Genomic DNA, 24,422 nt, shown 5'->3' on the forward strand with positions numbered 1-24,422 from the left:
GTGATTGATGAAAACCAAAGCCGTACTCACCGAACAAGACGTTGCACAATTGCTGGTCGCGGCCAAGGAGCTGGCTCATCAACGGCAATGGGCCGTGTCGGTCTGCGTGGTGGACGACGGCGGCCATCCCTTGGGCCTGTTGCGCCTGGACGATGCCTCGCCGCTGTCGGCCTACATCGCCACTGAAAAAGCCCGTACCGCCGCCATGGGCCGACGGGACAGCAAATTTTTCGAGGACATGATCAACGGCGGCCGCTACGCGTTTCTCAGCGCACCGCAGTTGCAAGGCATGCTCGAAGGTGGCGTGCCCATCCGCCACGACGGCCTGTGCATCGGCGCCATCGGCGTGTCCGGGGTCAAGTCCGAGCAGGACGCCGAACTGGCCCGGCTGGCGCTGGAGACGGTGCTGCCGGTGATCACGCCGGATGCCTGAACCCTTTGGAATCATCCTGGTGGGAGCGTTCGATTGCACAAATCTTCCAGACAGCCATCGGCCTGAGCGGTTAATCTGCCAGGGCACCTACAACGAGCAGGACGAGGCATGACGGCGCACAATTGGATCGATCTCAAGCAGGACGCCACGTCCGGTATCGAGACCGTGCGCGCGCATTTTGAAGGGCACGCCTACGACCCCCATTGGCACGACGCTTATCTGGTGGGCGTGACCGAGCAGGGCCTGCAGCAGTTTCATTGCCGCCGCCAGCAACACAACAGCACGCCCGGCAAGGTCTTTCTGCTGGAGCCCGGCGAGCTCCACGACGGCAATGCACCCCAGGCCGGAGGCTTTACCTACCGCACCCTGTACCTCGACCCTCTCTGGCTGGAGCGTGAGTTGCGCTCGTTGTTCGACGTCGCGCCGGACCATGGGCAACTGGGATTCGCCGCCACCCTGGCCGACGATGCGCGCTTGGCCAGCGCAACGGCGATGGCGTTCCAGAGTCTGCACGACCAGGAAATCCGCATCGTCCGGCAAACGGCGCTCGACACCTTGCTGGCCAACCTGACCCAGCATTTGCACTGGCGGGCGCGGATCAATCCCGATCCCCGCTTGCCGCTGGTGGCGCAGCAGGCCCGCGACTACCTGCACAGTCACCTGCACGAAGACATCGGCCTGGACGACCTGGCACAGGTCACCGGCGTCGATCGTTTTCGCCTGACCCGTGCGTTCAAGGCCGCGTTCGGCCTGGCGCCCCACGCTTACCTGATCCAGCTGCGCCTGGCTCGCGCCCGGCGCTTGCTGGCCCGTGGCGAAAGCGCCGTCGCGGTGGCGGCATTGCTCGGGTTCGCCGACCAGAGTCACCTGGGGCGCTGGTTCCAGCGTGCCTATCGGCTGAGCCCGGCGGACTACCGCAAACGCTGCTCAATTGTTCCAGACTGAGCACTTGCGGATCGGGATGATCGACACACGATCACCCACCGAGATGTTGCTCCATGGACCAGTTACTGCCGTTTGCCTTGTTCGCCTTTGTCGCCTCCATCACCCCCGGCCCCACCAACATCCTGGTACTGAGCCACAGTACCCGCTTCGGCCTGGCGACCACCTTGCCAATCATTCTGGGAGCCTGCGCCGCGGCGGCGTTGCTGGTGCTGTTGGTGGGGACCGGGTTGGGGGATGTGCTGGCGCGCCATGCGACCCTGCAAACGCTGCTGTCCTGGGCCGGCATCGCCTGGTTGAGCTGGATGGCCTGGCAGATTTTCCGTACCCCGGCCGAGGCCATCGACCCGGCCAAGCCAGTGGAAGGCCCGCGCCTGGGCCTGGCGGGCGCGGCCGCGTTGCAACTGGTGAACCCCAAGACCTGGATGATGGCGCTGGCGGTGGTCAGCGTGTTTGCCGGCACCGACGCCGACCGCACGGTACGGGTGCTCTGGCTGTCCCTGGCATTTTTCGCGATTTCCATTCCGTGTTTGACCGTCTGGGCCTGCCTGGGCCTTGGCGCCGCGAAGTTCTGCCGGTCCTCCGTGGCGATGGGGCGATTCAATCGGGCCATGGCGGTGCTGCTGTTGCTGTCGGCGTGGCTGACGCTGTTGGTTTAGACGCTCGGCGCCGGCAACCCCTTGCAACGGTTGGAGAGTTTTAAACAGCGGCCTTTTCTTGGAGCATCGCGTTCGCGCCGGTTCGGCCGGCGCTACCCGTCGAACGACGCATTGCCCCCAAGGATGGAGGTCCACCATGTCTACCCTCGATACCCATGTCGAGTTCATCGAAGCCAGGCTGCCCGTTTGGCTGAAGCAGGCCACACGGCCCCGGCAGGAACGTTTCAAGGCGCTTACCCGGCAGTTGCAGCGCGACAGCGACGCCTTGAACGCGTTGCTGGGCGACCTGCCTTCGCCTTACGTCTTCACCCTCGACCGGCTCAAGGTGCAGCCGCAGGTGCAAGGCTGGCACCTGGTCAATGGCGGCGGCAGCGTCACCGACGCGTTGCGCCGGGCACGGGTGCGACGCGGGCCATCCGTGACCGATCCGTCGATGTCGGTAATCGAGGCGGCCATGGCCAACTATTCGCCCGACGACACGATTGTCGGCGGGGATTTCGACCAGAAAGGCGAGCTGTTCATCCAGGGCCGGCGAGGGGAGTTCGGCCACGGCGATGCCCCATCGGACAGCGCGCCCCTGGGCATGAGCCCAGCCAGCTTCGCCAACCTTTGCCGGCAGATGGACGTCGGCGGGGCCTACCGGCACAAGCTCGAACAGCGCCTGCCTCGTATCGTCGACGAGGTTCCCTTGGTGGCGGCCACCTACATCGCCTACGCCCACAGCCTGTTGGTGCATGACGCCTACGAGGCGAAGCTGGCGGGGCGCCTGGACGACATCGGCGAGCGGTTGCTGGCCCACGCTGGCGTCCAATTGGAGGCTCAACCGGTTGCGCCCTTGGCCTGCGAGGTCAAGGCGCTGGCATTGCTGTCTGCGCCGCTGTTCGGTGCCCGAGTGTATTGGGGGCTGGCGGGCGATGCGAACGGGGTTCGGCCCATCGTCCTGCATATCCCCCACGATGCCGTGGCACCGCTCAAGCAGTTCGCCAGTTTGCAGGCGCTGTCGGCAGAACTGACCGAACGGGTGCGCAAGCGCCGTTATCGCGAGGGTCTGGTGAAGTATTTCCCTCAGCGCCTGCAAGCCAGCCTGGGCCCGGCCCTGCATGACCAAGTGGAATGGACGATCACGGACAACCCCAATCTCTTCCAGGAAATCCACGCGCGCATCACCGGTTGGCGCGAGGGAGAACGGGGCGAGGACGACAACCCCCGACGCATCCGCATTCCCGTGCCCAAGGTGGCCTGGAGCCTGAATGAGATGCGCGAAGATCATTGGCACGCCGCCTACCATGAATGGCGTGGCCATGCGCTGGGTAACGCCGCGGCGCTGATGGTGCCGACCCGGGATCAGGATTGGCGGGCGTGGCTGGCGAAGTTCGCGTATTGGGAAAGCCTGGTGGAGCGCTCATTGATGCTCGCCGCGACCTTTTTCCCGTTTTGCGCGCCCATTGGCATGGCGGCGGCGGTGGTCGGCGGGGTGCGCCTGGTGTACGAAATCTTTGAAGGTATCCAGGCGTTCAACGAAGGCCACGCGCAAGAAGGGATCGATCATCTCTTCAACGTTCTGTTCGGGGTTGCCCAAGGCGCCTATCTGGGTTTTGTGGGCGCAGCCATCGAGCCGATGCCCGTGGCCGATGGCAGTGTCCGGCTGTGGAACGGCGACGTCCGAGCGTTCGAGGCGCGCCGCCTGCCGCCGCTGGAGGCCGAGCAGGACGCCTGGGGTGTCTGGCGCACGCCCGACGATGCCTGGGTACAGATCGAGGGCCGTTACTTTGAAGTGCAGGGCACGCAGGGCGAATTGAGCCTGCGTCTGCCCTCCGGGCACCGGGGCGTCAATCCGCCGTTGGAATGGAGCCGCGCCCGCGGCTGGCAATGGGCGCATCGCAACCCGTTGCAGCGCAGCAATCCGCACCTGTTGCGCATGTTTGCCCAGACGCCGGCTGAACTCGACACCCCCACGATCCTCGCGGTGCAGCGCCAGGTTGGGGTCAGCGAAGCGCATTTGCGCTACCTGCAAGTCGAGGCGCAGCCGATGCCGGCCATCCTGGCCGATGCCCTGGATGAAGCGCGCAACTGGCAATGGGTACGACACACAGTCGAGCGCCTGCGCCGTGGCGAAGCGCCCCAGGGCATGCATTTTCGTATCGTCCAGACCCTGGCGGAGTTGCCGGGTTGGCCCGAGGACATGACGTTGCGCTATTACGATGGCGTAAGGTTGTACCCCGTGGGCGACCTGGCCGATACGCGGTTTACCTTATTGACTCGGGCTGACCTTGCCGACGACGCCTGGGCGGCGCGGGTTCTGGACGGACTGCGGGCGGACGAACAGAGCGCGCTGCTGGGGCAGAACAGCCTCGGTTTGCGCCCGCTGGAGCGCAGTCGCCTGTTGGCCGGGCGTTGGGCCGAGCGGTTGGAGCGCGACGCCCTGCGGCTGACCCGGGCCATGGCCCGCGCCACCGGGCTTGACCCACTGGCCGTGCCCTTGAGCCGGGCCTTCCCGGGCCTGCCTGACACCCTCGCCAACGAGCTGGTTCGCGGTGTATCAGGTCTCGATCGACAGCGCCTGCTTGAAGGCCGGGTGAGCGCAGACCTTGGCAGACAGGGTGCCGAGGCCCTGCGTGAACTGCGCCTGAGCCGGGCCGTGCGTGCCTTGGCGCGGGGCGAGAGTACGGTCGATCGAGACCGCATCGTCATCCATCTGCTGGCCGATACCCCGTCACTGCGCGGCCGCCTGCACCTGCGCCTGTGGTTGCGCGAGCTGCCGGACCCGATCGAAGTGGGGCAGGGTGACGCGTTCAAAGTCATCCGTCAGGAAGGCGACCGGTATCGGCCCTTCGACGAAACCGGCGAGGAGCTGGCGAGCGCCATGGGACTCGAAGATGCGCTGCTCAGGGCCATGCCGGACGATGCCCGTCAGGCGCTGGGGGTGAACATCTGGGAGGCGGACAAGCTTCGCAGCCAGCTATTGGCCCAAGCCCTGGACGACCGCCCAGCCTTGCGTCCCTACCTGGCGATGCGCAGCCTGGACAGCCTCGGCTCGACGCCGCAGTGGTTGAACGGACACCTGGCCTATCCACTCAGCGGCCGTGGCCGGCTGCCGCTGTCGGAGTGGAACGCCAGCTTGAACCGGCGGCTTGAACAGCTGTTTCCCGCCCACGCGGGGGACGCCCTTGCACGCCTGCGATCGGGCCTGACAGGTGAGGCACAACGCGATGGCATTCGTTTCAACGATCTGGTCAGCCGCCTGGAAAACGAATGGACGGCCTTGGACCAAGGGTTGCGCCAGTGGGAGGAGCACGAGGGCTTTCATCATCCCGTCGAGCAGGCGCTGGACCGTGAAGCGCTGCTGGCGCAACGCCGCGGCGTCGCCCGGGTCATCCGTCGTGCCTGGCAGCGAGCCCCCGATCCGGGCAGCGAGGGCAGTGAGTTGGTCGTGCGGATCGAAAACATGCCTATCGGTCGGCTGCCTCCGGTCGCCGTTCGTTTGGAACACATCGAAACGATGATCCTGGCCAACCTGGGGCTGGTAGAAGACCCTTCGGATTTCCTGCGGATGTTCCCTGGCCTCGACTCACTGGACCTGCGGGACAATCATCTCACCCGCGTCCCCGCCGCCGTGGCGCAGTTGCCGGCATTGGTGGACTTGTCGATGAGCTGCAACCCGCTGCACCTGGACGCGAATGTGTTCACGCCGTTGCTGGGCAGCGACCCCTCTATCCCTCTCTGGAGCCTGGACCTTTCCGGCATCGGCAGCGCCCAGGCCGGGACCGATGCCGAGGTGATCGCCGCCATCAGTAGCCTGGCCGCACAGCGGTCCCTGCGCGAGATCATCTGGACCGACAACCTGGGGTTCACGCCTGAACAGTTGCAGACCTTGACCACTTCGTTGCCGGACCTGCTCTCGCTGAACCTGGGGCGCTGTGGCCTGCGCCTGGATGAGGAGGGCAGCGCCTTCCTGCGCGCCGCCACAGCACTGCGGGAACTGCGCCTGAACGAAAACAACTGTCGCGACCTGCCCGAGCTGCCGGAACTGGTCAACCTGATGACGCTGGAGCTGGGCCGCAGTGGGCTCGAACGAGTGCCCCAACTGGCCTTGACCGTGCTGTCCAGGCACACCGAGGTGTCCATCTTCGACACGTTCGTCGTCGACCTGAGTGGCAATCGCATCACCCGCATCGACGCGGACCTGCTGCCGTCGCTTGCGCCCTTGGCCGATAATGATTCGCTAGGGGTGTGGCTCGATGACAACCCGCTGCCCAGCGCCCAGGTCAATGCCCTGCGAAGGATTTTCCCTGAGTCTTTCCGCTATACCGTCGATGATTGGCTGTACATTTCGCCCTCGCTCCAGAGGGCGCTGGAGGTCGCCCGTGACGATCCGGGAATGCGCAGCTTCATCGACTGGTTCTCGACGCTCGTGCGCGACGCCGATAACGGCACGATGGCCGGACTGGCCTTCAGCGTCCGCCAGCGGGCTGCCGCGGTCTTGCAGCATTTCATGGGCTATCCAGGCGCCTACGACCGCCTCCCGACGTTGATCGGCGACTTCGACCAGCAATTGCGGCAACTGCGTTCGCGCTTGCAGGCCCGTACCCTGGACCGGGAGCAACCGGACCTTCCCGAGCTGGAGCTGCACTTTCGGATGTTCCAGTCGGTCATGCGTGCGCGCCTGTCCCGCCACGGCGCGCCGTTCGCCAGCTTCCTGGCCGAGCACCACGCCAATTGGGAATACGCGCTGATGTCGCGCTTCCCCGATGCTGCGCAACTGGAGGCGCAGATGACCCGGGACGCGTTCATCGACTGGCTCAGCGGCGCGCAGGACACCTTCAATAGCAACGATCAAGCCCCGAGCGTGGGCGAGATGCTGTGGCGGCCCTACCTGGGCTTGATGTCGCCCCAATGGGCGGAAGGGCTGGCGATCTGGGAAACCCTCGATGACGACCTGGTAAATGCCTTCAGCGGGCCGGTGAACCCAGCGAGATGGCCCCAGGCGATGCTGGACAACCTGGTGCACCCGGACCCGGAGCTGCCCAGCCCCCTGGAACCGGTCACGGAGGGCGAGCGAACCGTCTGGCGCCGCACGGGGCTGGAAGCGGTCGCAGATGTGGACTGGGTCGCCGGCCGACCAGTGACCCTCACCGAGGACCAACTGCGTCGCACCATGGCCATTTACCGTTCGGTCAAGAGCCGCGAGGTCGAGGCGTTGGTACGCCGGGTCACCATGGGCCTGGTCAATGCCTGGTGGCCGGTGCTGCCGCTTTGAAGACCAGCGCCTTCAGGCCGCACTGAGGGTCGATGTCGGGAAACTCCGGCGGGTTGGCCAGGCGTTCGCTGAAGGCCAGCCCGGGGGCTTCGCGGGTGACGCCGTCGATCAGAAACTCTGTGCCGGTGGCCGGGTCATTGCTGCACGCCAGGACGGTGCCGTCGGCAGTCAACAGTTCCGGCAGCCGGCGCAGCACCCGTTGGTAATCCTTGGTCAGCAGGAAACTGCCTTTCTGGAAGGTCGGCGGGTCGATGATCACCAAGTCGTAGGGGCCGCTGTTGATCACCTTGCCCCAGGACTTGAACAGGTCGTGGCCGAGGAAACTCACCTGGCTCAGGTCATGGCCGTTCAGGCGATGGTTGTCGCGGCCCCGGCTCAAGGCCGCGCGGGACATGTCCAGGTTGACCACGTGCTGTGCGCCGCCGGCGATGGCCGCCACCGAAAAACCACAGGTGTAGGCGAACAGGTTCAGCACGCGTTTGCCCGCGGCGTGGGCCCGCACCCAGTCGCGGCCGTAGCGCATGTCGAGGAACAGGCCGTTGTTCTGCTTCTTGCCCAGGTCGATCCGGTAACGCAGGCCACCTTCGGTCAGGGTCCACTCGTCGATGGGCTCGCCCACCAGCCACTGGGTGAGGCTCTGCGGCAGGTAACGGTGTTGCACGGCCAGGGTATGGGCCTGGCTCTGTTGCCAGGCCGGCGTAGTCGTGAGGGCGAGCAGGGTCGAAAACAGGTCCTGCAACTGCGCCGGTTCCGGCTCCTTGAACACCGAGACCAACATCACGCCCTGGAGCCAATCGACGGTGAGCTGTTCCAGCCCTGGCCAGCAGCGTCCGCGGCCATGGAACAGGCGGCGGGTTTCTTCCGGCACGCAGGCCAGGGCGGTCAGCAAATGGGTCTGCAGGGTGTGAAGGGCTTCAGGGTTCATCAGGCAACGCCGGCGAGTCGAAAGGCCGGCATTTTAGCGATAGCCCGGTCAGGTGCAATCCTTGTGGCGAGGGGATTTACCCGCGGGGTTCAACCGCCACGGGTCGCCAGGATGCTCGCCACCTGTTGTGGTCGGCAGTTCAGGTAGGCGGAACGCTTGAGCCAGCTTGGGTCCGGGTACCAGGAAAACATGAATTGCCCGTCCTTGAGCTTGTCGATGACCTGGCGTGCCACTTTGGGACGCACGGCGGGGCATCCCTGGCTTCGGCCGATACGGCCCTGGCGCACGCTCCACAGCGGGTTCACGTAGTCGGCGGCGTGGATCACGATCGCCCGGTCGCGGGCCTGGTCGTTGAAGCCCGGTTCCAGGCCGTCCATGCGCAGCGAGTAGCCGTGGGTGCCCTGGTAGCTTTCCTGGGTACGAAACAGGCCCAGGCTGGACTGGTAGCTGCCCAGTTGATTGGAGAATTGCGTGGCGAAATTTTCCCCGGATTTCTGTCCGTGGGCCACCAGGTCGCGCAGCACCAGTTTTTTCTGGCGCAGGTCGAAGATCCACAGGCGGCGCGCCGTGGACGGTTGCGAATAGTCGATCACCGCCAGGTGGCGGGCCTGGGTGGCACCGTTGGCGACGGCGCATTGCATGGCACTCAAGGCACTTTTCAACGCCTGGGGATTGAGTTCCGGCGCCGCGTGGGCGAGGCTGTTGTAAAGGAGTTGGGAATTCGGCTGGCCAGCCAGCGCCGGGCTGCACGTGATGCCCAATGCGGTCATGACCAGGCCGAGTCGGCGCACCAGGCCCGACACGATTGAAAAATTCCCACGGCGGTGTGTGTGTGCGGCATCCCGTCCGGTCTTGTTCGTTTGCATAATGGCGGGTCGTACCTGTCGCAATGTTTGACCGTCAACGAGACGGCCATGGAGTGGAGTAAAGCAGTTGTTCAAAAAATCCGCATGTTACCTGAGCCTTTTGTTGCTCACCGCGCCATTGGTCGCAACAGCCGAGGACGGCGACCCGGCGCTGGTGCAGACCACACTGGCGCAACTGTCGGTCACATGCCCGGAAGTCGCGGCCAGCGTCGACTTTTCGACGATGATCAACTTGCAGGCGTTCTATCAGCAAAACGCAGGCCAGGAGGTCTGGTCGACCGACGAGCGACTGGAGGCGTTGCACCAGCAGTTGCAGCAACTGGCCGATGACGGGCTGGATCCGGCGCGCTACGGCTTGCCTGCCGCCGGCTCGCTGCAGGGCGCCCATTGCGTCGACATCGCCATCACTCAGCGCTACCTGCAAGCCTTGTACGAGCTGCGCTTCGGCTATTTGCCCCAGGACCGGCTGGAGCCGGTGTGGAAAGCCGACCCGCAGGCCGTCGACCGTCCGGCCCTGGTGCTGGCCATTGCCGTGTCCGGTGTGCAGGACCTGCCCAAGGCGTTCGAGCAGGCGCGGCCGAACCTGGAGCTGTATCGCAACCTGCGCAGCCTCTATGCACGATTGCGCCAACAGCCGTTGTCCGACTGGCAACCGGTGCCCGGGGGGCCGTTGCTGCAACCGGACAAGCAGGATGCCCGCATCCCGGCCCTGGCCCAACGGTTGTACAACGAAGGCTACCTGAGCGCGCCGCCGACCGTGGATGACGAGCACTACAGCCCCACGTTGGTGGACGCGATGAAGCGCTTCCAGCTCCAGCATTCGCTGCAAGCCGATGGGGTGGTAGGGCCGTGGACGGTCACCGAGTTGAACATCAGCCCGGCGATGCGCCGCGAGCAGTTGCGCATCAACCTCGAACGCATGCGCTGGCTGGCCCAGGACCTTGAACCCGACAGCGTCCTGGTCAACGTCGCGGCCGCCCAGTTGACGGTCTACCAGGGCGGCGCGCCGGTCTGGCAGACGCGTACCCAGGTGGGGCGCGCCCAACGGCAGACCCCGCTGCTCAAGTCCCGGGTCACCCGCCTGACGCTCAACCCGACCTGGACCATCCCGCCGACCATCATGCGCGAGGACAAGCTGCCCGAGATTCGTCGCGACCCGGAATTCCTCAACCGGCACAACCTGAAGATCCTCGACCGTGATGGCCTGCCGTTGACCGCCGAGCAGATCGACTGGGAGCATCCGGGCAACCTCATGCTGCGTCAGGATCCTGGCCCGAAGAACCCACTGGGAAAAATGGCGATTCGCTTTCCCAATCCGTTCTCGGTGTACTTGCATGACACCCCCAGCCAGGCCTTGTTCAGCAAAGGGCCACGGGCGTTCAGTTCGGGCTGTGTGCGCATCGAGCAAGTGCTGCACCTGCGGGATCTGCTGGTGACCCCGGCCGAGCGCGCCCGCACCGACACGCTGCTGGCCACCGAACTGACCCACGAGTTCAGGTTGGCCAAGCCGATGCCGATCCTGCTGGGTTACTGGACGGTGCAGGCAGACAACCAAGGCCAGGCGGTGTACATCCCCGATGTCTATGGGCGCGATGCTCCGCTGTCGGCGGCCCGGGGGCGGGCACTCTGAGGTCGTCTCGGGCCGTATAGCCGCTGTTTGTGAAAGAACCCAAACAGCGCCAGCCCCTGTGGGAGCGGGCTTGCCCGCGAATGCGGTGTGTCTGTCATGAAGAGGCTGAATGTGCCGCCGTCTTCGCGGGCAAGCCCGCTCCCACAGGATTGGGCGGTATGCAAAGGCTGCGTATATCCCAAATCCCTTGTGGGAGCGGGCTTGCCCGCGAATAGCGGCTGCCTCTTCAAAGGATGAGGTCTGCCGTGCACCGGCAGGCTGCACTTTTATGAAGCCAACTGCACCGGCTCGCACCATGGGAATGCAATCGTTGGCCTGAGGCCTGAATGCTTGCAGCCCCGGCGCCGGTGCCCGTAAACCCATGCCCGCAAGGGCTGCAACGGCGTGCAGCGTTGCGATGCGTGGGTTGGCACGCTCGCTGCAAGAGCCTGTCCAGGCCCACCGCGAACACACTCGAGTGGGCAGCCCCGTCGGTCAACGAAGATCGAGCGCCAGCAGGCCGGGGGATATCGGTAGATCGGGGCGCAGTCGCCGGGTCGATACCGCACAGAACAGGCAAAGACGCCTGGAACCGCAAGGTTTCAGGCGTCTTTTTTTTGCTTTCAAAATCGTGATGGGCTTTTGTCGGGTGCTTTTATGAATTCCAACGTTGCGTCTCTGAACAAGCTGCAAACGCTGATCGTGATCGGCAATGGCATGGTCGGCCATCATTGCGTCGAGCAACTGGTGGAACGCGGTGCCCTCAATCATTACCGCCTGCATGTGTTCAGCGAAGAGCCGATGCGCGCCTATGACCGCGTGCACCTGTCCGAGTATTTCGCCGGTCGCGACGCCGAATCCCTGGCCCTGGGCGAAGCCGCGCTGTACAAGACGCCTGGCGTCACGCTGCACTTGGGCGTGCCGGTGTTGGAGATCGACCGCCAGGCCCGTCAGGTCGTCATCGCCGGCGAGCGCATCAGCTACGACAAACTGGTGCTTGCCACCGGTTCCTACCCGTTCGTGCCGCCGATCGACGGCGCCGAAGGGGATGCCTGTCTGGTCTACCGCACCCTGGAAGACCTGGATGCCATCCGGGCCGCCGCCAACAATGCCCGGCGTGGCGTGGTGGTCGGTGGCGGGCTGTTGGGGCTGGAAGCGGCCAATGCCCTCAAGAGTCTCGGCCTCGAAGCCCATGTGGTGGAATTCGCCCCGCGCCTGATGCCGGTGCAACTGGACCCGCAAGGTGGCCTGGCCCTCAAGGCCCGCATCGAGTCCCTGGGCGTCGGCGTGCACCTGTCCAAGGGCACCCAGTCCATCAGCGCCGGCGAACAGTACCGCTATCGGATGAATTTCGGCAGCGACGACTTCCTGGAAACCGACCTCATCGTGTTTTCCGCCGGGATTCGCGCCCAGGACGCCCTGGCGCGCCAAAGCGACCTGCACATCGGCCCGCGCGGCGGCGTGGTGATCGACGATCAATGCCTGAGCAGCGACCCGGACATCTACGCCATCGGCGAATGCGCGGCCTGGAACGGCAGCATTTTCGGCCTGGTCGCTCCGGGTTACCAGATGGCCCGCAGCGTCGCGGCGCAACTGTGCGGTGAACACGGCGAAGCCTTCACCGGCGCCGACATGTCCACCAAGCTCAAGTTGCTTGGGGTCGACGTTGGCTCCATTGGCGACGCCCAAGGCAATACGCCGGGTTCGCGCAGCTACCAGTTCATCGACGAAACCAGCGCCAGCTACCGGCGCCTGGTGGTGGACGCCGACGGCAAGCGCGTGATCGGCGCGGTGCTGGTGGGTGACAACAGTTACTACGACACCTTGCTGCAATACATGCAGAACGGCATCGCGTTGCCCAAGGACGCGGCCAGCCTGATCCTGCCGTCCTCCGAAGGCGCGCCGACCCTGGGCCCGGCCGCATTGCCCGCCGCGGCAACCATTTGTTCGTGCCACAACGTCACCAAGGGTTCGATCTGCTCGGCCATTGACAGTGGCTGTACGGACCTTGGCCAACTCAAGTGCGACACCAAGGCCGGCACCGGTTGCGGGGGCTGCGCTGCGCTGGTCAAGCAGGTGTTCGAGCACGAGCTGGTCGCCCGTGGCGTCAGCGTCGACAAGAGCCTGTGCGAACACTTCGCCTACACCCGCCAGGAGCTGTACGCCCTGGTGCGGGTGGAAGGCATCATCAGTTTCGATGAACTGTTGGCCAAGCACGGTCGCGGCCACACCGGTTGCGACCTGTGCAAACCGGCGGTGGGTTCGATCCTGGCGTCGTGCTGGAACCAGCCGATCATGGACCCGTCCCTGGTGCCATTGCAGGACACCAATGACACGTTCATGGCGAACATGCAGAAGAACGGCACCTATTCGGTGGTACCGCGCATTGCCGGCGGCGAGATCACGGCCGACAAACTGATCGCCATCGGCGTGGTGGCGAAGAAATACGACCTCTACACCAAGATCACCGGCGGCCAACGCATCGACCTGTTCGGCGCCCAGTTACACCAGTTGCCGGACATCTGGGCCGAGCTGATCGAAGCCGGCTTCGAGACCGGTCATGCCTACGGCAAATCCACTCGTACGGTGAAGTCCTGCGTGGGCAGCACCTGGTGCCGCTACGGGGTGCAGGACAGCGTGCAGATGGCCCTGACCCTGGAGGATCGCTACAAAGGCCTGCGTTCGCCGCACAAGCTCAAGTTCGCCGTTTCCGGGTGCACCCGCGAATGCGCCGAAGCACAGAGCAAGGACGTTGGCGTGATCGCCACGGAGAAGGGCTGGAACCTCTACGTGGCGGGCAATGGCGGCATGCGTCCGCGCCACGCCGAACTGTTCGCCACGGACCTGGATGACGCCACGCTGATCCGCTACATCGACCGCTTCCTGATGTTCTACATCCGCACCGCCGACAAGCTGCAACGGACCTCGGTCTGGCGCGAAAGCCTGGAAGGCGGCCTGGACTACCTCAAGGACGTGATCATCGACGACAGTCTGGGCCTGGGCGCCGAGCTCGAAGCCCAGATGCAGTTGGTGGTCGACCGCTACGAATGCGAATGGGCCAACGCCCTCAAGGATCCGGACAAACTCAAGCGTTTCCGGACCTTCGTCAACGATGGTCGCGGCGATCCGGACGTTCATTTCGTCAGGGAACGCGGCCAGCGCCGGCCGGTTCACGCCGGCGAACTTCACCTGATTCCCGTCACCGAGGAGGTGCTCTGATGAGCCAGTCAAACGTCGTTCGTCTTTCCACTCGCGAAGTCGCCCAGGCCCCTGTGCAATGGCGTGCCCTGTGCAGCCGCGAGGATCTGGTGGCCAACTCCGGCGTGGTCGCCTGGCACGAGGGCAGCCAGGTGGCGTTGCTGTACCTGCCCGAGCAGCAGGACAAGCCGCTGTACGCCCTCGACAATCGCGACCCCAAGTCCGGGGCGAACGTCATCGGCCGTGGCTTGTTGGGCAGCATCAAGGGCGAGTTGGTGATTGCCTCGCCGATGTACAAGCAACATTTTCGCCTGGAAGACGGCCATTGCCTGGAATACCCGGAGCAGCGCCTGCGGGTATGGCCGGTGCGCTTGAACGGTGACGTGGTGGAGATTGGTGAAAGCTGACCTGCGAGCACGGAGTGGCGAGGGCGCAAGTGCCTTTGCCACTCAAGGGTTTACAAGCACGCCATTATTTCAAACCGGGGATTTGCCATGAAAACCGCCGCTCAACTGGTGAAACTCAAAAGTGTGTTGCACCAGCAGGTCCACAGCATCGCGCCGGAACAAACCGTACTCGAAGCGTTGCAGATCATGGCCGAGAAGAATGTCGGGGCCTTGCCGGTGATCGAAGACGGGCAGGTGGTGGGGGTGTTCAGCGAGCGTGACTACGCACGCAAAATGGTCCTGCACGGGCGTTCGTCCGTGGGCACCCCGGTGCGCACCATCATGAGCACGCCGGTGATCACCGCCGACAGCCAGCAGAGCATCGAGCGCTGCATGGAAGTCATGACCGACAGCCACCTGCGGCACCTGCCGGTGCTGGATAACGGCCAGTTGATCGGCTTGTTGTCGATTGGTGACCTGGTCAAGCAAGCCATTGTTGAACAGGCAGACCTGATTCGGCAGTTGGAGCATTACATTCGCGGGCATTGAGCGCGCGGTCTTTTCCCAGGTTCCTGACTCTTGTGGCGAGGGCGTTTGCTAGCGCCAGGCGGTGCAGTGGTTGCATCGCCTGACGGTCGCTGCGCAACCGAGCGGGAGCAAGCTCCCTCGCCACAGGACCGGACTCTTCATGAACGGCCATCGCGCTAGCGAGACTCGGCAGTGGGCCGGTGCTGGCGCAGCAGCTCGATCTGCTGGGACGGTATCAATTCGCGCAAGGCCTTGTAGAGCGCCCGGGTTTCCAGCAGGTTCCAGATGCGCAGCATGGTTTCCAGTGCGTCCAGGGGCTTGCTGATGAAGTCTCGGGCGCCGAGGGCGAGGGCGCGCAGGCGGGTGTCGCGGGTGGCGTCGGCGGTCAGTACCAGGATCGGCAGGTAGTCGTTGGCCGGAATGCGCCGGTTGAGCTGTTCCAGCACGGCAAAGCCATCGAACGCCGGCATGTGCAGATCAAGGATGACCAGGTCCGGCTCAAAGCTGTTGAACAGGTCGAGGGTGCGCAACGGCTCGGTGCTGCTGAGCACGTTGTGCAAGCCTTCGCGGGCCAGCAGTTGTTCCATCAAGTCCAGGTTGGGGCGTTGATCGTCGACGATCAGGATGCGCAAGTCGCGATTCATGCGGGCTCCGGTAAATACTGTGCGAGGTGGCCCAGAAAGGCCTGGATATGAATAGGTTTGGTCAGGATCGCCGTGGCGCCGGCCTCGTGCAGGGCGCGCCGGGTCAGGTCGCTGGCGTCGGCGGTGATCATCAGCACCGGCGTGGACGCGGTGGCCGCTGACTGGCGCAGCCGACGCAAGACTTCCAGGCCTTCCAGGTCCGGCAGGGTGACGTCCAGCAGGATCAACTGCGGGGCGTGCTGGCGAGCCAGGTCCAGACCCAGTTGGCCCTGCATGCTCGACAACAGCTGGATGCCGGGGCGACGCTGCATCAGGGTCTCGATCAGTGCCAGGCTCGACAGGTTGTCCTCGATACACAGCACCTTGCCCTGGTATTCGACCGGCGCGTGGGGCACTGCCAGGGTGGCGATGGGCGGCAGGCGGGCGCCGGCCACCTGGGTGGCGGGCAATTGCAGGGTGAAGCAGCAACCGTGGCCCGGCTCGCTGTGGACCTGGAGCTGGCCCTGCATCATTTCCAGCAGGCTTTTGCTCAAGGACAATCCCAGGCCGGTGCCTTCGACCTTGGGATCGGCCCCCAGGCGCTCGAAAGGCTTGAACAACTGGTCCATCAGGGCCGGGTCGATGCCCTGGCCGGTGTCGATGACGGCGATGCTCACCTGTCGCTGCCGCACGCTCACTTCAATGCGCACCTCACCGCCGGGGCGGTTGTACTTGATGGCGTTGGACAGCAGGTTGAGCAGCACCTGCACCAGGCGCTGGCGGTCGGCGAGCACGCCGCTGTCGTCAGCCAGGGGCGGCAACTCGACCAGGCGAATGCCGGCATCGGCCGCCATGGGAGAGACCAGCGTCAGGGCTTCGTGCAACACCGTCGCCAGGGCGATCGGCTCGATGTTCAACGGCAGGCGTCCGGCTTCGATCCGAGCGATGTCCAGCACTTCATTGATCAACGCCAACAGATGCTGGCCGGCACGCAGGATGTGGCTGACCTGGGGGCGCTGGCCGGCGCTGGAGTCCATGTCCAGCAACTGGGCGAAACCGAGGATCGCGTTCAGCGGCGTGCGCAGTTCGTGGCTCATGCGAGAAAGAAACTCGCTCTTGGCCCGGCTGGCGCTTTCCGCTTCTTCGCGCGCCGTGCGCAGCGCGATCTCGGCGGCGCGGCGGTCGGTGATGTCGCGGGTGATCTTGGAAAAACCGCGCAGCGCGCCGGTGCTGTCGTATTGGGCGGTGATGACCACGCTGGCCCAGAAACGGCTGCCGTCCTTGCGACAGCGCCAGCCTTCCTCCATGTAGTGCCCGTCCCGCGTGGCCTCGCGCAAGGCCATGTCCGGGTGCTCCGGGCACTCCTCGGCCAGGTAGAACAGGGAAAAGTGCCGGCCGAGGATCTCCTGTTCGGTGTAGCCCTTGATCCGCTCGGCCCCGACGTTCCAGGTGGTGACGTGGCCTTGGGCATCGAGGGCGAAGATCCCGTAGTCCTTCACGCCATCGATGATCAGGCGTAGGCGTTCCTCGTTGTCGCGCAGCGCCCGTTCGCGTTCGGCCAGCAACTGCCCGGCCTCGATCAGGCGCGTGCCGAGCTGGCCGATCTCATCCTGCTCCGGCGGCTGTGGCAACAAGGGTTGGCCCAGCGCCAGGCGTTGGGCGTTGCCTTGCACTTGCTGCACCCGGGCGACAATGCCCTTGGACAGGAACAGCACCGCGACAATCGCCCCCAGCAGGCCGCACACAGCGGCCAGCAAGGTGGCGAACAACAGGCGCATGCGCGTGGCCGAGGCGGCGGCGCTGCGGTCGGCGAGCAGGGCGTCTTCGCGTATGCGCATGGCGCTGATCTGCTCGCGCAAGACGTCCAGCACCTGCTTGTTCTCGATCAGGATGGCGGTGATGGCTTCGGGGTCGTCGCCGTGGTTGGCGCGCAACGCAACCAGTCCGGCGAGTTTGTCGGCGATCAGCGGGGTGATGGTCTGCAGGTGCTCGCGCATCCGGGCATCGCGGATGTTGTGGTCCAGGCGCTGCAACGCCGCCTGGATCAGCGGCGTGGCCTGCTCGTAGCTGGGCAGGAAGTCCTCGCGGCGGGTCAGCAGGTAGCCGCGCACGCTGGCCGCCGCTTCGGCCAGCAGGGTGTGCACGGTCTGGATATCGCCCTGCACGAGCAACACCCGGCGCACGTCCTCCTCGGCGCGCGCGGTTTGGCGTTCGGTGATGTAGATCAGCACCAGCGACAGCAACAGGACCACCAGCGGCAGCGAGATCACCACCAGGGCCTTGCCGCGCAATGGCAGGTCGGCCCAACGGCGGGCGGCGAGGAACCTCATGGCCACTGCCCCGAAGGCTGCGCCACCAGCCCCAGCGCCACGCCGCGCACGGCGGCCTGGGTCCGGTCGGCGGCGCCGAGCTTGCCGATGACACGCTCCACGTGGGCCTTGGCGGTGCCGGAGGCGATGCCGAGTTTTTCGCCGATCTCCCGATTGCTGAAACCGGCTGCCACCAGGCCCAGCACCTGGCGTTCCCGGGCGGTCAGAGCCTGGACAGGCGCCGCGCCCGTGGCACCGCGCTCGGCCATGCGTCGCAGCAGGCGGGCACTGACTGAGCTGTTCAGGGCCTCTTCGCCCGCGGCGACCCGCGTGAGGGCGTGGAGGACTTCATCGCGGCTGGCGTCCTTGAGCAGGTAACCGACCGCGCCAGCGCCGATTGCAGCTTCCAGGTGATCGGGGCTGTCGTCCATGGTGAAGATCACCACCTTGATGCCCGGCTGGCGCTGCTGCAGGATGCGCGCCGCCCCCAGGCCGTTGAGGACCGGCATGCGGATGTCGAGGATCGCGATGTCCGGTTGCAGCCGTTCGCACAGGTCGAGGGCTTCCTGGCCATCGCGGGCCTGGCCGACGACCTCGAACCCCGGGCTGCCGGCCAACATGCTGATAAACCCGGTGCGAGTGACTTCGTGATCGTCGGCCAGCAACAGGCGCAGGGGGCGGTTCATGGCTGTACTCCCTGGGCCGGCAGTGGCACGCGGGCCAACAGCCGGGTGCCTGCGTCGGGCTGGCTGATGCACGACAGCTGGCCACCCAGCAGGCTTGCCCGTTCCTGCATGGCCGCCAGCCCCAGGTGACAGGCCTCGATGGGTTGTTCCAGGGCAAAGCCGCGACCGTCATCTTCCACCCGCAGCGCCGCGTAATCATCGTCCACTGCCAGCGCCAGGCTCACGTGTCGGGCCTGGGCGTGCTTGAGGATGTTATTGATGCCTTCCTGGGCGATGCGGAACAGGGCGATCTCGGCGTGGCCGGGCAGGCGAGCGGTGCTGTGTTCGGCCCAGGTCACCGCCAGGCCGGCTTCTCGCAGGCGATCGGCTTCCTTGTCGACGGCCTTGTACAGGCCGAAGTCATCGAGCACGTGGGGACGCAGGCCGCCGATCAGTTGCCGACCTTCGCCGACGCAGCCCTGGGCCAGGTCGAGAATCGTGCGCAGCTCGCTGGCCAGCGCCGGTGGCAGGGTCGGGCAGCGACCGGCGAACCCTTGCAGGCGCTGATGCAACCCGGCCAGGTTCTGCGCCAGGCCGTCATGCAGGTCGTAGGCGACGCGCTTGCGCTCGGCCTCCTGGGCGCTGAACAGGCGATGGACCAGCTCCGACATGGTGCGCTCGCGGGCCTGGAGCGCTTCGAGCAGCCGGCTGTTTTCCAGGTGCGCCGCCAGCAGGGTCGCCAGCAGTTGCAGCGACTCGATGTCCTCGTTGTCCGGCGCCCCGAGGGCCACGCTGTTGCCCAGCATCAACGCGCCGAACACCGCGCCGTCGGAGGCGCGCAACGGCACCCGCAAGACCTGGGGCAGGGCGCTGCCAGGGTGCTCCTGCCATTGCGGGCCGGGCGACGGCGGCTGGGCGAAGCTGGCCAGCAGTTCCAGGCGCTCGCCGCTGCCGTGGCTGGCAATGGCGCGCACCGGCGCCTCCGGTGTCCATTCCAGCAGCAGGCCGTGGTCCATGGCCATGAACGCGCAGGCCCGCTGCACCGCCCGCTGGCGCATCTGTGCCAGGGGCAACTGGGTCAGTTCATGCCCGGTGCCCAGCAACAGGCCCAGGCGCGCCGCGCGGCTCTGGGATTGCCGGTACTGGCTACGGATGGCCAGGGCGCTGCCGGGGTCATGGGGCGGGCTTTGCATGGGGGGCTCCAGCGTGAAAAGGGACTGCAAGGGTTCGCGGTGACGTCATTAAAACGTGTCGACGGCACCGGGCCTATCTGCCGAATGGCATAGGCGAGCGGCACCGGTTGGCCGATGGCGGCGCCAGCGCGGGCCGGCAAAGTGGGGCCATTGAAACCCAAAGGAACCCTGCGATGAAAATGAAAACCTTCACCCTGGCCGCTTTTTTCCTGCTGACCACGCCGTTTGTCCACGCCGTGGATGCCACGCCCTACGTGTACCGCACCGTGGCCGAACAGCCCAAGAACGTGAATGACCAGGAAATTGCCGCGCTGTTCGACCGCTGGAACACCACGCTGAAGTCTGGCAGCGCCAGCGCGATGACCGGCCTCTACGCGCCGGATGCGGTCCTGCAACCGACCCTGTCCAACAAGGTGCGCACCACGCCGGCGCAGATCCAGGATTACTTCGACCATTTCCTGGTCGGCAAGCCGGTGGGGCAGATCAACTACCGGGAAATTCGCCACATGGGCCCCGATGCGGCCATGGACAGTGGGGTCTACACCTTCACCCTGACCAATGCCGACGGCTCCAAGCGCGACGTCCAGGCTCGCTACACCTTCCTTTACGAGCGCCTCGACGGGCAGTGGAAGATCATCAACCATCACTCTTCGGCCATGCCGGAAGTGCCCAAGGCGCTGCACGCCAGTCACTGATCCCTGGGGCAGCCCATCTTCAAGCACTGCGCAACGGCGGGGCCTCGGCTCCCGCCGTTTTTTTTGCTGGCGTGCAGGGCATCAGCCAAAGAGCCTGGATTCGTTCATGAACATTAATTAGAATCAGTCTCATTTAAGACCTTGCACAGGCTTCTTGACATGGGTGATGCAGCTTCGCCGACGGAACACTCCCTCCACGCGTTGTACCGTGACCACGGCGGCTGGCTGGAAAACTGGTTGCGACGGCGCCTGGGCAATGCCTGGGATGCGGCGGACCTGCGCCAGGATACCTTCCTGCGCGTGCTCGCCAGCTCCCAGGCTTTGGCCGAGCTGCAGGAGCCTCGGGCCTACCTGCTGACGGTCGGCAAGCGACTGTTGAGCAACTTCTACACCCGGCGCAACCTGGACCAGGCGTATCTCGACGCGTTGGCGAGCCTGCCCGAAGCCTGCGTACCGTCCCCCGAACAGCGTTGGTTGCTGTTGGAGACCCTTCACGCCCTGGACGAACTGCTCGACGGCCTGCCGCCCCTGGTGCGGCGGGCCTTTCTCTGGAGCCAGCTCGAAGGCCTGGGCTACCGGGAGATTGCCGAGCGTTTGCAGGTGTCCGAGCGGACGGTCAAGCGCTACATGGCCCAGGCCTACGAACACTGCCTGCTGGTGGACTTTTGAACCGCCCAGGCCCAACACCTGAAGCCCGCGATGCCGCCCGGGCGGCGGCCCATTGGCTGACACTGCTGGAGTCGGCCGACGCGGCATTCGACACCGCCGCGTTGCAACGCTGGCGCGACAGCAGTCTTCATCACGAGGCGGCCTGGCAAAAGGCCCTGCGCTTGCGCCAGCGCTTCGCCGCGGTCCCGGCTTCCGTGGGCATGGCCACCCTCGATCGCCCGGCCATGGCCCGCCGTGCGGTGCTCAAGCGGGCGTTGGGTGTCGCGGCGCTGGTGCCCACTGCCTGGTTGCTGGGGCGAGAGCTGCCACTGGATGTCTGGCGTGCCGACCTGCACACCGCCACCGGTGAGCAGCGACGTTGGTCGCTGGCCGATGGCAGCGCCTTGCAACTGAACACCGACAGCGCCGTGAACCTGGACCTCGCCACGCGGCGTCTGGTGCTGCTGCGCGGCGAAATGGCCCTCAAGGTGGTGGGGGACGCGCCGCTGTCGATCCAGTCGCCCTATGGGTTGATCAGCGTCAGTCGGGGGGAAGCGTGCCTGCGCTTGAGCGAGCACGAATGCCGGGTGTCGGTGCTCAGCGGTGCGGCGCAGGTGCAACCGCTGCGCGGGCCGCTGTTGGGGCTGGAGCCGGGCCAGCAGGTCGACTTCCAGGCCACGGGCGCAGGTTCGGTGCGCCGCTTTGATATGTTGCAGTTGGGTTGGCGCGACGGCGTGCTGACGGCGCAGGACCAGCCACTGGGCGATTTCCTGCGGGACCTGGCCCGCTATCGCCCGGGTGTATTGCGCTGGGACGAAGCCTTGGAGTCGCTTCGCGTCACCGGCAGTTTCCGCCTGGAGAACACCGACCGGATCCTGGCGCTGCTCTCGGCCAGCCTGCCGATGGACGTGCACCTGCGCACCCGTTACTGGGTGACCCTGACGCTTCGAAAAAATAGTGCTTGAAGCCTGTCCCGTTTTTTTGTCTCGCTTGTCATTCAAGGCAATCGAACAAAATGAGAGCGCCTCCCCATGTCCGCAGTTGTACCGTTGCGTTTGCGCCCGGCCTTCGCCGGCTGGCGCCCGCTGTTGAACCTCAGCCTCCTGCTGAGCCTGAACGCCAGCCCTTTCTTCATCGCTTCAAGCCAGGCCGAGGAGGCCGCTCGGCGCAGCTACCAGGTGCCTGCCGGCAGCCTGGGCACGGCGCTGACCCGGTTTGCCGGGCTGGCGGGCGTCAACCTGTCGGTGGACCCGGCGTTGGTGAGCGGGCGCAACAGCGCCGGGCTCTCGGGCGAGTACGGGGTCGAAGAAGGCTTCGCCCGGTTGCTGCAAGGGTCCGGCCTGCAATTGCAACCGGTGGGTGAGCAGGCCTACATCCTGATGCCCGCGCCCCAAGGCGGCAGCCTGCAACTGGCGCCGACCTCGATCCTTGGGGCCAACGGTGCGACGGACGCCCCCGTGTACGCCGGCGGCCAGGTCGCACGGCGCGGTTCCCAAGGCCTGCTGGGGTCGCGGGACTTCATGGAAACGCCGTTCAGCATGACCACCTACACCAGCGAAGCGGTCAAGAACCAGCAGGCCCGTACCCTCGGTGACTTGATCGCCAGCGACCCATCGGTGCGCGCCACCAACCCGGCGGGCGGACGCTACGAACAGTTCACCATTCGCGGGCTCAGCCTGTTCAACAGCGATGTCGCCTACAACGGCCTTTACGGAGTCCTGCCGACCTACACCATCGACATGGAGATGGCCGATCGCGTCGATATCCTCAAGGGGCCGACCCAGCTCATCAACGGTATCTCGCCGAGGGGAAGCGTCGGTGGCGGGATCAACGTGGTGCCCAAGCGGGCCACCGACACCCCCATCAACTCGTTCACCGGCAGCTATGCCTCCAACAATCAACTGGGCGGCGCGGTGGATGTTGGCCGGCGTTTCGGTGAGGAGAACCAGTTCGGCCTGCGTTTCAATGGCGTGAAGCAGTCCGGCGACACCGAATGGGACCACCAGAGCGTCGACCGTGAGATGGCGGTGCTGGGCCTGGATTTTCGCGGTGAACGCCTGCGGCTCTCGACGGACATCGGCCACACCGAGCGCGACACCGACGCCCCCCAGGAGCGTGTGCAGGTCGGCGCCAACGCCCAGGTGCCACACGCCAGCGATGTGCGCAGCAACTATGCCCAGGCCTGGAGCAAGGCGCGCACCACCGACACGTTCGGCGCGGTGAACGCCGAATTCGACGTCAACGATGCCGTCATGCTGTATGGCGGCGTGGGCGCACGCAAAAGCAACCACGACTTTCTCCGCCACGCCGTTTCAGTCACCAACGACGCCGGTGACTTCACCGTTTCGCCCCGGGACTTTACCCGCGACGAAAACGTCCGGACGGCCACCGCCGGCGTGCGCAACTGGTTCCACACCGGCCCTGTGAGCCATGAGGTCAACCTCGCGGCCAGTTACTTCTACATGGACTTCACCAACGGCGGCGCCCGCTATGCCAACGGTCGCAGCAACCTGTACGACCCGGTGGACACGCCAACGCCAGGCACGCCGACGCGCCAGGACGACAAGGTCTACACCGAGAACCGCTTCAGCGGCGTGGCGTTGTCCGACACCCTGGGCTTCTTCGATGACCGGCTGCTGTTGACCCTCGGTGCGCGCTGGCAGCGGGTCAAGGTCGATGACTGGTCGAACGACGTCAAGGGCGTGACCGCCTACGATGAAGAGAAGGTCTCGCCGTCCGGCGGTATCCTGTTCAAAGCGACCGACAAGCTGTCGCTGTATGCCAACTACATGGAAGGCCTCAGCCAGGGCAAGATCGCGCCCTCGACCTCGGTGAACGAGGATGAGATTTTCCCGCCCTTCATCAGCCGTCAGGTGGAAGTCGGCGCCAAGTACGACACCGGCCCGTTCGCCATGACCGCCGCCGTGTTCCGCATCAAGCAGCCGGCCTATGCCACCGACGCGACGACACGGGTCTTCGGCCCGAACGGCAAGCGTGAGAACACCGGGGTGGAACTGAGCGTGTTCGGCGAGCCGCTCAAGGGCACCCGCTTGCTCGGCGGGGTGATGTTCATCGACAGCGAGTTGACCAATACCACAGGCGGGACCTTCGACGGCAACCGCGCGCCGGCGACGCCCAAGTACAACGTCAACCTGGGCGCCGAATGGGATGTGCCGACGGTGCAGGGCCTGACCTTGACCAGCCGCGGCATTTACTCCAGCTCGCAGTACCTGGACCCGTCCAACGACAAGGAAATCGATTCCTGGGTTCGCTTCGATGTCGGTGCACGCTATGGCTTCAAGGTCGACGACAAGCGCGTGACCCTGCGGGCCAACGTCGAGAACGTGGCCGACAAGCGCTACTGGAGTTCGGCCGGGGCCTCGGATGACAGCGAGCCGGGCTTGACGCTGTCGACGCCGCGCACCTACCTGCTGTCGGCGACGGTCGACTTCTAGGCTCTGTTTGAAAAGTCTTGAGACGAAGGTC

The 24,422-nt window shown here is 65.4% G+C and carries 18 protein-coding genes; 12 read left to right on the top strand and 6 right to left on the bottom strand.

From position 1 onward, the window contains the following. The first annotated feature begins 7 nt into the window (after positions 1 to 7). From KI241_RS12445 to KI241_RS12460, 4 genes are all read left to right on the top strand, one after another. A complete protein-coding gene (locus KI241_RS12445; RefSeq protein ID WP_042731821.1) occupies positions 8 to 433 on the top strand; it encodes a heme-binding protein in 426 nt (141 codons plus the stop codon). A gap of 108 nt (positions 434 to 541) precedes the next feature. Continuing rightward, on the top strand, positions 542 to 1,378 hold the full coding sequence (locus tag KI241_RS12450) for an AraC family transcriptional regulator (protein ID WP_042731820.1): 837 nt from the start codon (positions 542 to 544) through the stop codon (positions 1,376 to 1,378). A 53-nt stretch (positions 1,379 to 1,431) separates the two neighbouring features. Further along, on the top strand, positions 1,432 to 2,034 hold the full coding sequence (locus tag KI241_RS12455) for a LysE family translocator (protein ID WP_212803764.1): 603 nt from the start codon (positions 1,432 to 1,434) through the stop codon (positions 2,032 to 2,034). Positions 2,035 to 2,170: 136 nt separating this feature from the next. Continuing rightward, positions 2,171 to 7,291, top strand: coding sequence for a leucine-rich repeat domain-containing protein (locus tag KI241_RS12460; protein ID WP_212803765.1), 5,121 nt, complete (start codon positions 2,171 to 2,173; stop codon positions 7,289 to 7,291). Here KI241_RS12460 and KI241_RS12465 read toward each other — a convergent pair. Beyond that, positions 7,260 to 8,216 carry a class I SAM-dependent methyltransferase gene (locus tag KI241_RS12465; protein ID WP_212803766.1) on the bottom strand — a complete coding sequence of 319 codons (957 nt, stop codon included), beginning with the start codon at positions 8,214 to 8,216 and terminating at the stop codon, positions 7,260 to 7,262. The genes KI241_RS12460 and KI241_RS12465 overlap by 32 nt on opposite strands. Positions 8,217 to 8,305: 89 nt before the next feature. Further along, entirely contained in the window at positions 8,306 to 8,986 is a 681-nt protein-coding gene (locus tag KI241_RS12470) for a murein L,D-transpeptidase catalytic domain family protein (protein ID WP_042728123.1), read from the bottom strand. 163 nt (positions 8,987 to 9,149) lie between these two features. Here KI241_RS12470 and KI241_RS12475 point away from each other — a divergent pair, with 163 nt between their 5' ends. The 4 genes from KI241_RS12475 (at position 9,150) to KI241_RS12490 (ending at position 14,824) form a co-directional block, all read left to right on the top strand. Beyond that, the gene (locus KI241_RS12475; RefSeq protein ID WP_212803767.1) at positions 9,150 to 10,712 is read left to right on the top strand and encodes a L,D-transpeptidase family protein; all 1,563 of its coding nucleotides are present in this window, start codon (positions 9,150 to 9,152) and stop codon (positions 10,710 to 10,712) included. A gap of 636 nt (positions 10,713 to 11,348) precedes the next feature. Further along, complete coding sequence (gene nirB / locus KI241_RS12480; RefSeq protein WP_212803768.1) at positions 11,349 to 13,910, top strand: nitrite reductase large subunit NirB; 2,562 nt, start codon at positions 11,349 to 11,351, stop codon at positions 13,908 to 13,910. Next, a complete protein-coding gene (gene nirD / locus KI241_RS12485; protein ID WP_042728116.1) occupies positions 13,910 to 14,296 on the top strand; it encodes a nitrite reductase small subunit NirD in 387 nt (128 codons plus the stop codon). Before nirB ends, nirD begins: the two co-directional genes overlap by 1 nt. Before the next feature lie 87 nt (positions 14,297 to 14,383). Then, the gene (locus KI241_RS12490) at positions 14,384 to 14,824 is read left to right on the top strand and encodes a CBS domain-containing protein (protein ID WP_042728115.1); all 441 of its coding nucleotides are present in this window, start codon (positions 14,384 to 14,386) and stop codon (positions 14,822 to 14,824) included. Between the two features lie 155 nt (positions 14,825 to 14,979). Here the strand turns inward: KI241_RS12490 and KI241_RS12495 are convergent, their stop codons facing one another. Genes KI241_RS12495 through KI241_RS12510 form a run of 4 tightly spaced genes read right to left on the bottom strand, consistent with a single transcriptional unit; the run spans position 14,980 to position 19,593 of the window. After that, positions 14,980 to 15,447, bottom strand: a complete 468-nt coding sequence (locus tag KI241_RS12495) for a response regulator (protein WP_042728114.1) — start codon at positions 15,445 to 15,447, stop codon at positions 14,980 to 14,982. Continuing rightward, entirely contained in the window at positions 15,444 to 17,756 is a 2,313-nt protein-coding gene (locus tag KI241_RS12500) for an ATP-binding protein (RefSeq protein ID WP_042728113.1), read from the bottom strand. Before KI241_RS12500 ends, KI241_RS12495 begins: the two co-directional genes overlap by 4 nt. After that, positions 17,753 to 18,421, bottom strand: a complete 669-nt coding sequence (locus KI241_RS12505; RefSeq protein WP_042728112.1) for a response regulator transcription factor — start codon at positions 18,419 to 18,421, stop codon at positions 17,753 to 17,755. Before KI241_RS12505 ends, KI241_RS12500 begins: the two co-directional genes overlap by 4 nt. Then, complete coding sequence (locus KI241_RS12510) at positions 18,418 to 19,593, bottom strand: sensor histidine kinase (protein WP_042728111.1); 1,176 nt, start codon at positions 19,591 to 19,593, stop codon at positions 18,418 to 18,420. Before KI241_RS12510 ends, KI241_RS12505 begins: the two co-directional genes overlap by 4 nt. Positions 19,594 to 19,766: 173 nt before the next feature. Between KI241_RS12510 and KI241_RS12515 the strand changes: the two genes are divergently transcribed. From KI241_RS12515 to KI241_RS12530, 4 genes are all read left to right on the top strand, one after another. Next, positions 19,767 to 20,288 (top strand): SgcJ/EcaC family oxidoreductase, encoded by a 522-nt coding sequence (locus KI241_RS12515; RefSeq protein ID WP_047738189.1) that lies wholly within the window; start codon positions 19,767 to 19,769, stop codon positions 20,286 to 20,288. A gap of 159 nt (positions 20,289 to 20,447) precedes the next feature. Next, on the top strand, positions 20,448 to 20,957 hold the full coding sequence (locus tag KI241_RS12520) for a sigma-70 family RNA polymerase sigma factor (RefSeq protein ID WP_212803769.1): 510 nt from the start codon (positions 20,448 to 20,450) through the stop codon (positions 20,955 to 20,957). After that, the gene (locus KI241_RS12525; protein ID WP_042728108.1) at positions 20,954 to 21,901 is read left to right on the top strand and encodes a FecR domain-containing protein; all 948 of its coding nucleotides are present in this window, start codon (positions 20,954 to 20,956) and stop codon (positions 21,899 to 21,901) included. Before KI241_RS12520 ends, KI241_RS12525 begins: the two co-directional genes overlap by 4 nt. Positions 21,902 to 21,967: 66 nt before the next feature. Continuing rightward, a complete protein-coding gene (locus KI241_RS12530; RefSeq protein WP_212803770.1) occupies positions 21,968 to 24,391 on the top strand; it encodes a TonB-dependent receptor in 2,424 nt (807 codons plus the stop codon). Positions 24,392 to 24,422 lie beyond the last annotated feature (31 nt).

It is taken from the genome of Pseudomonas sp. Cab53, assembly GCF_018325965.1.
Lineage (GTDB): Bacteria > Pseudomonadota > Gammaproteobacteria > Pseudomonadales > Pseudomonadaceae > Aquipseudomonas > Aquipseudomonas chlororaphis_E.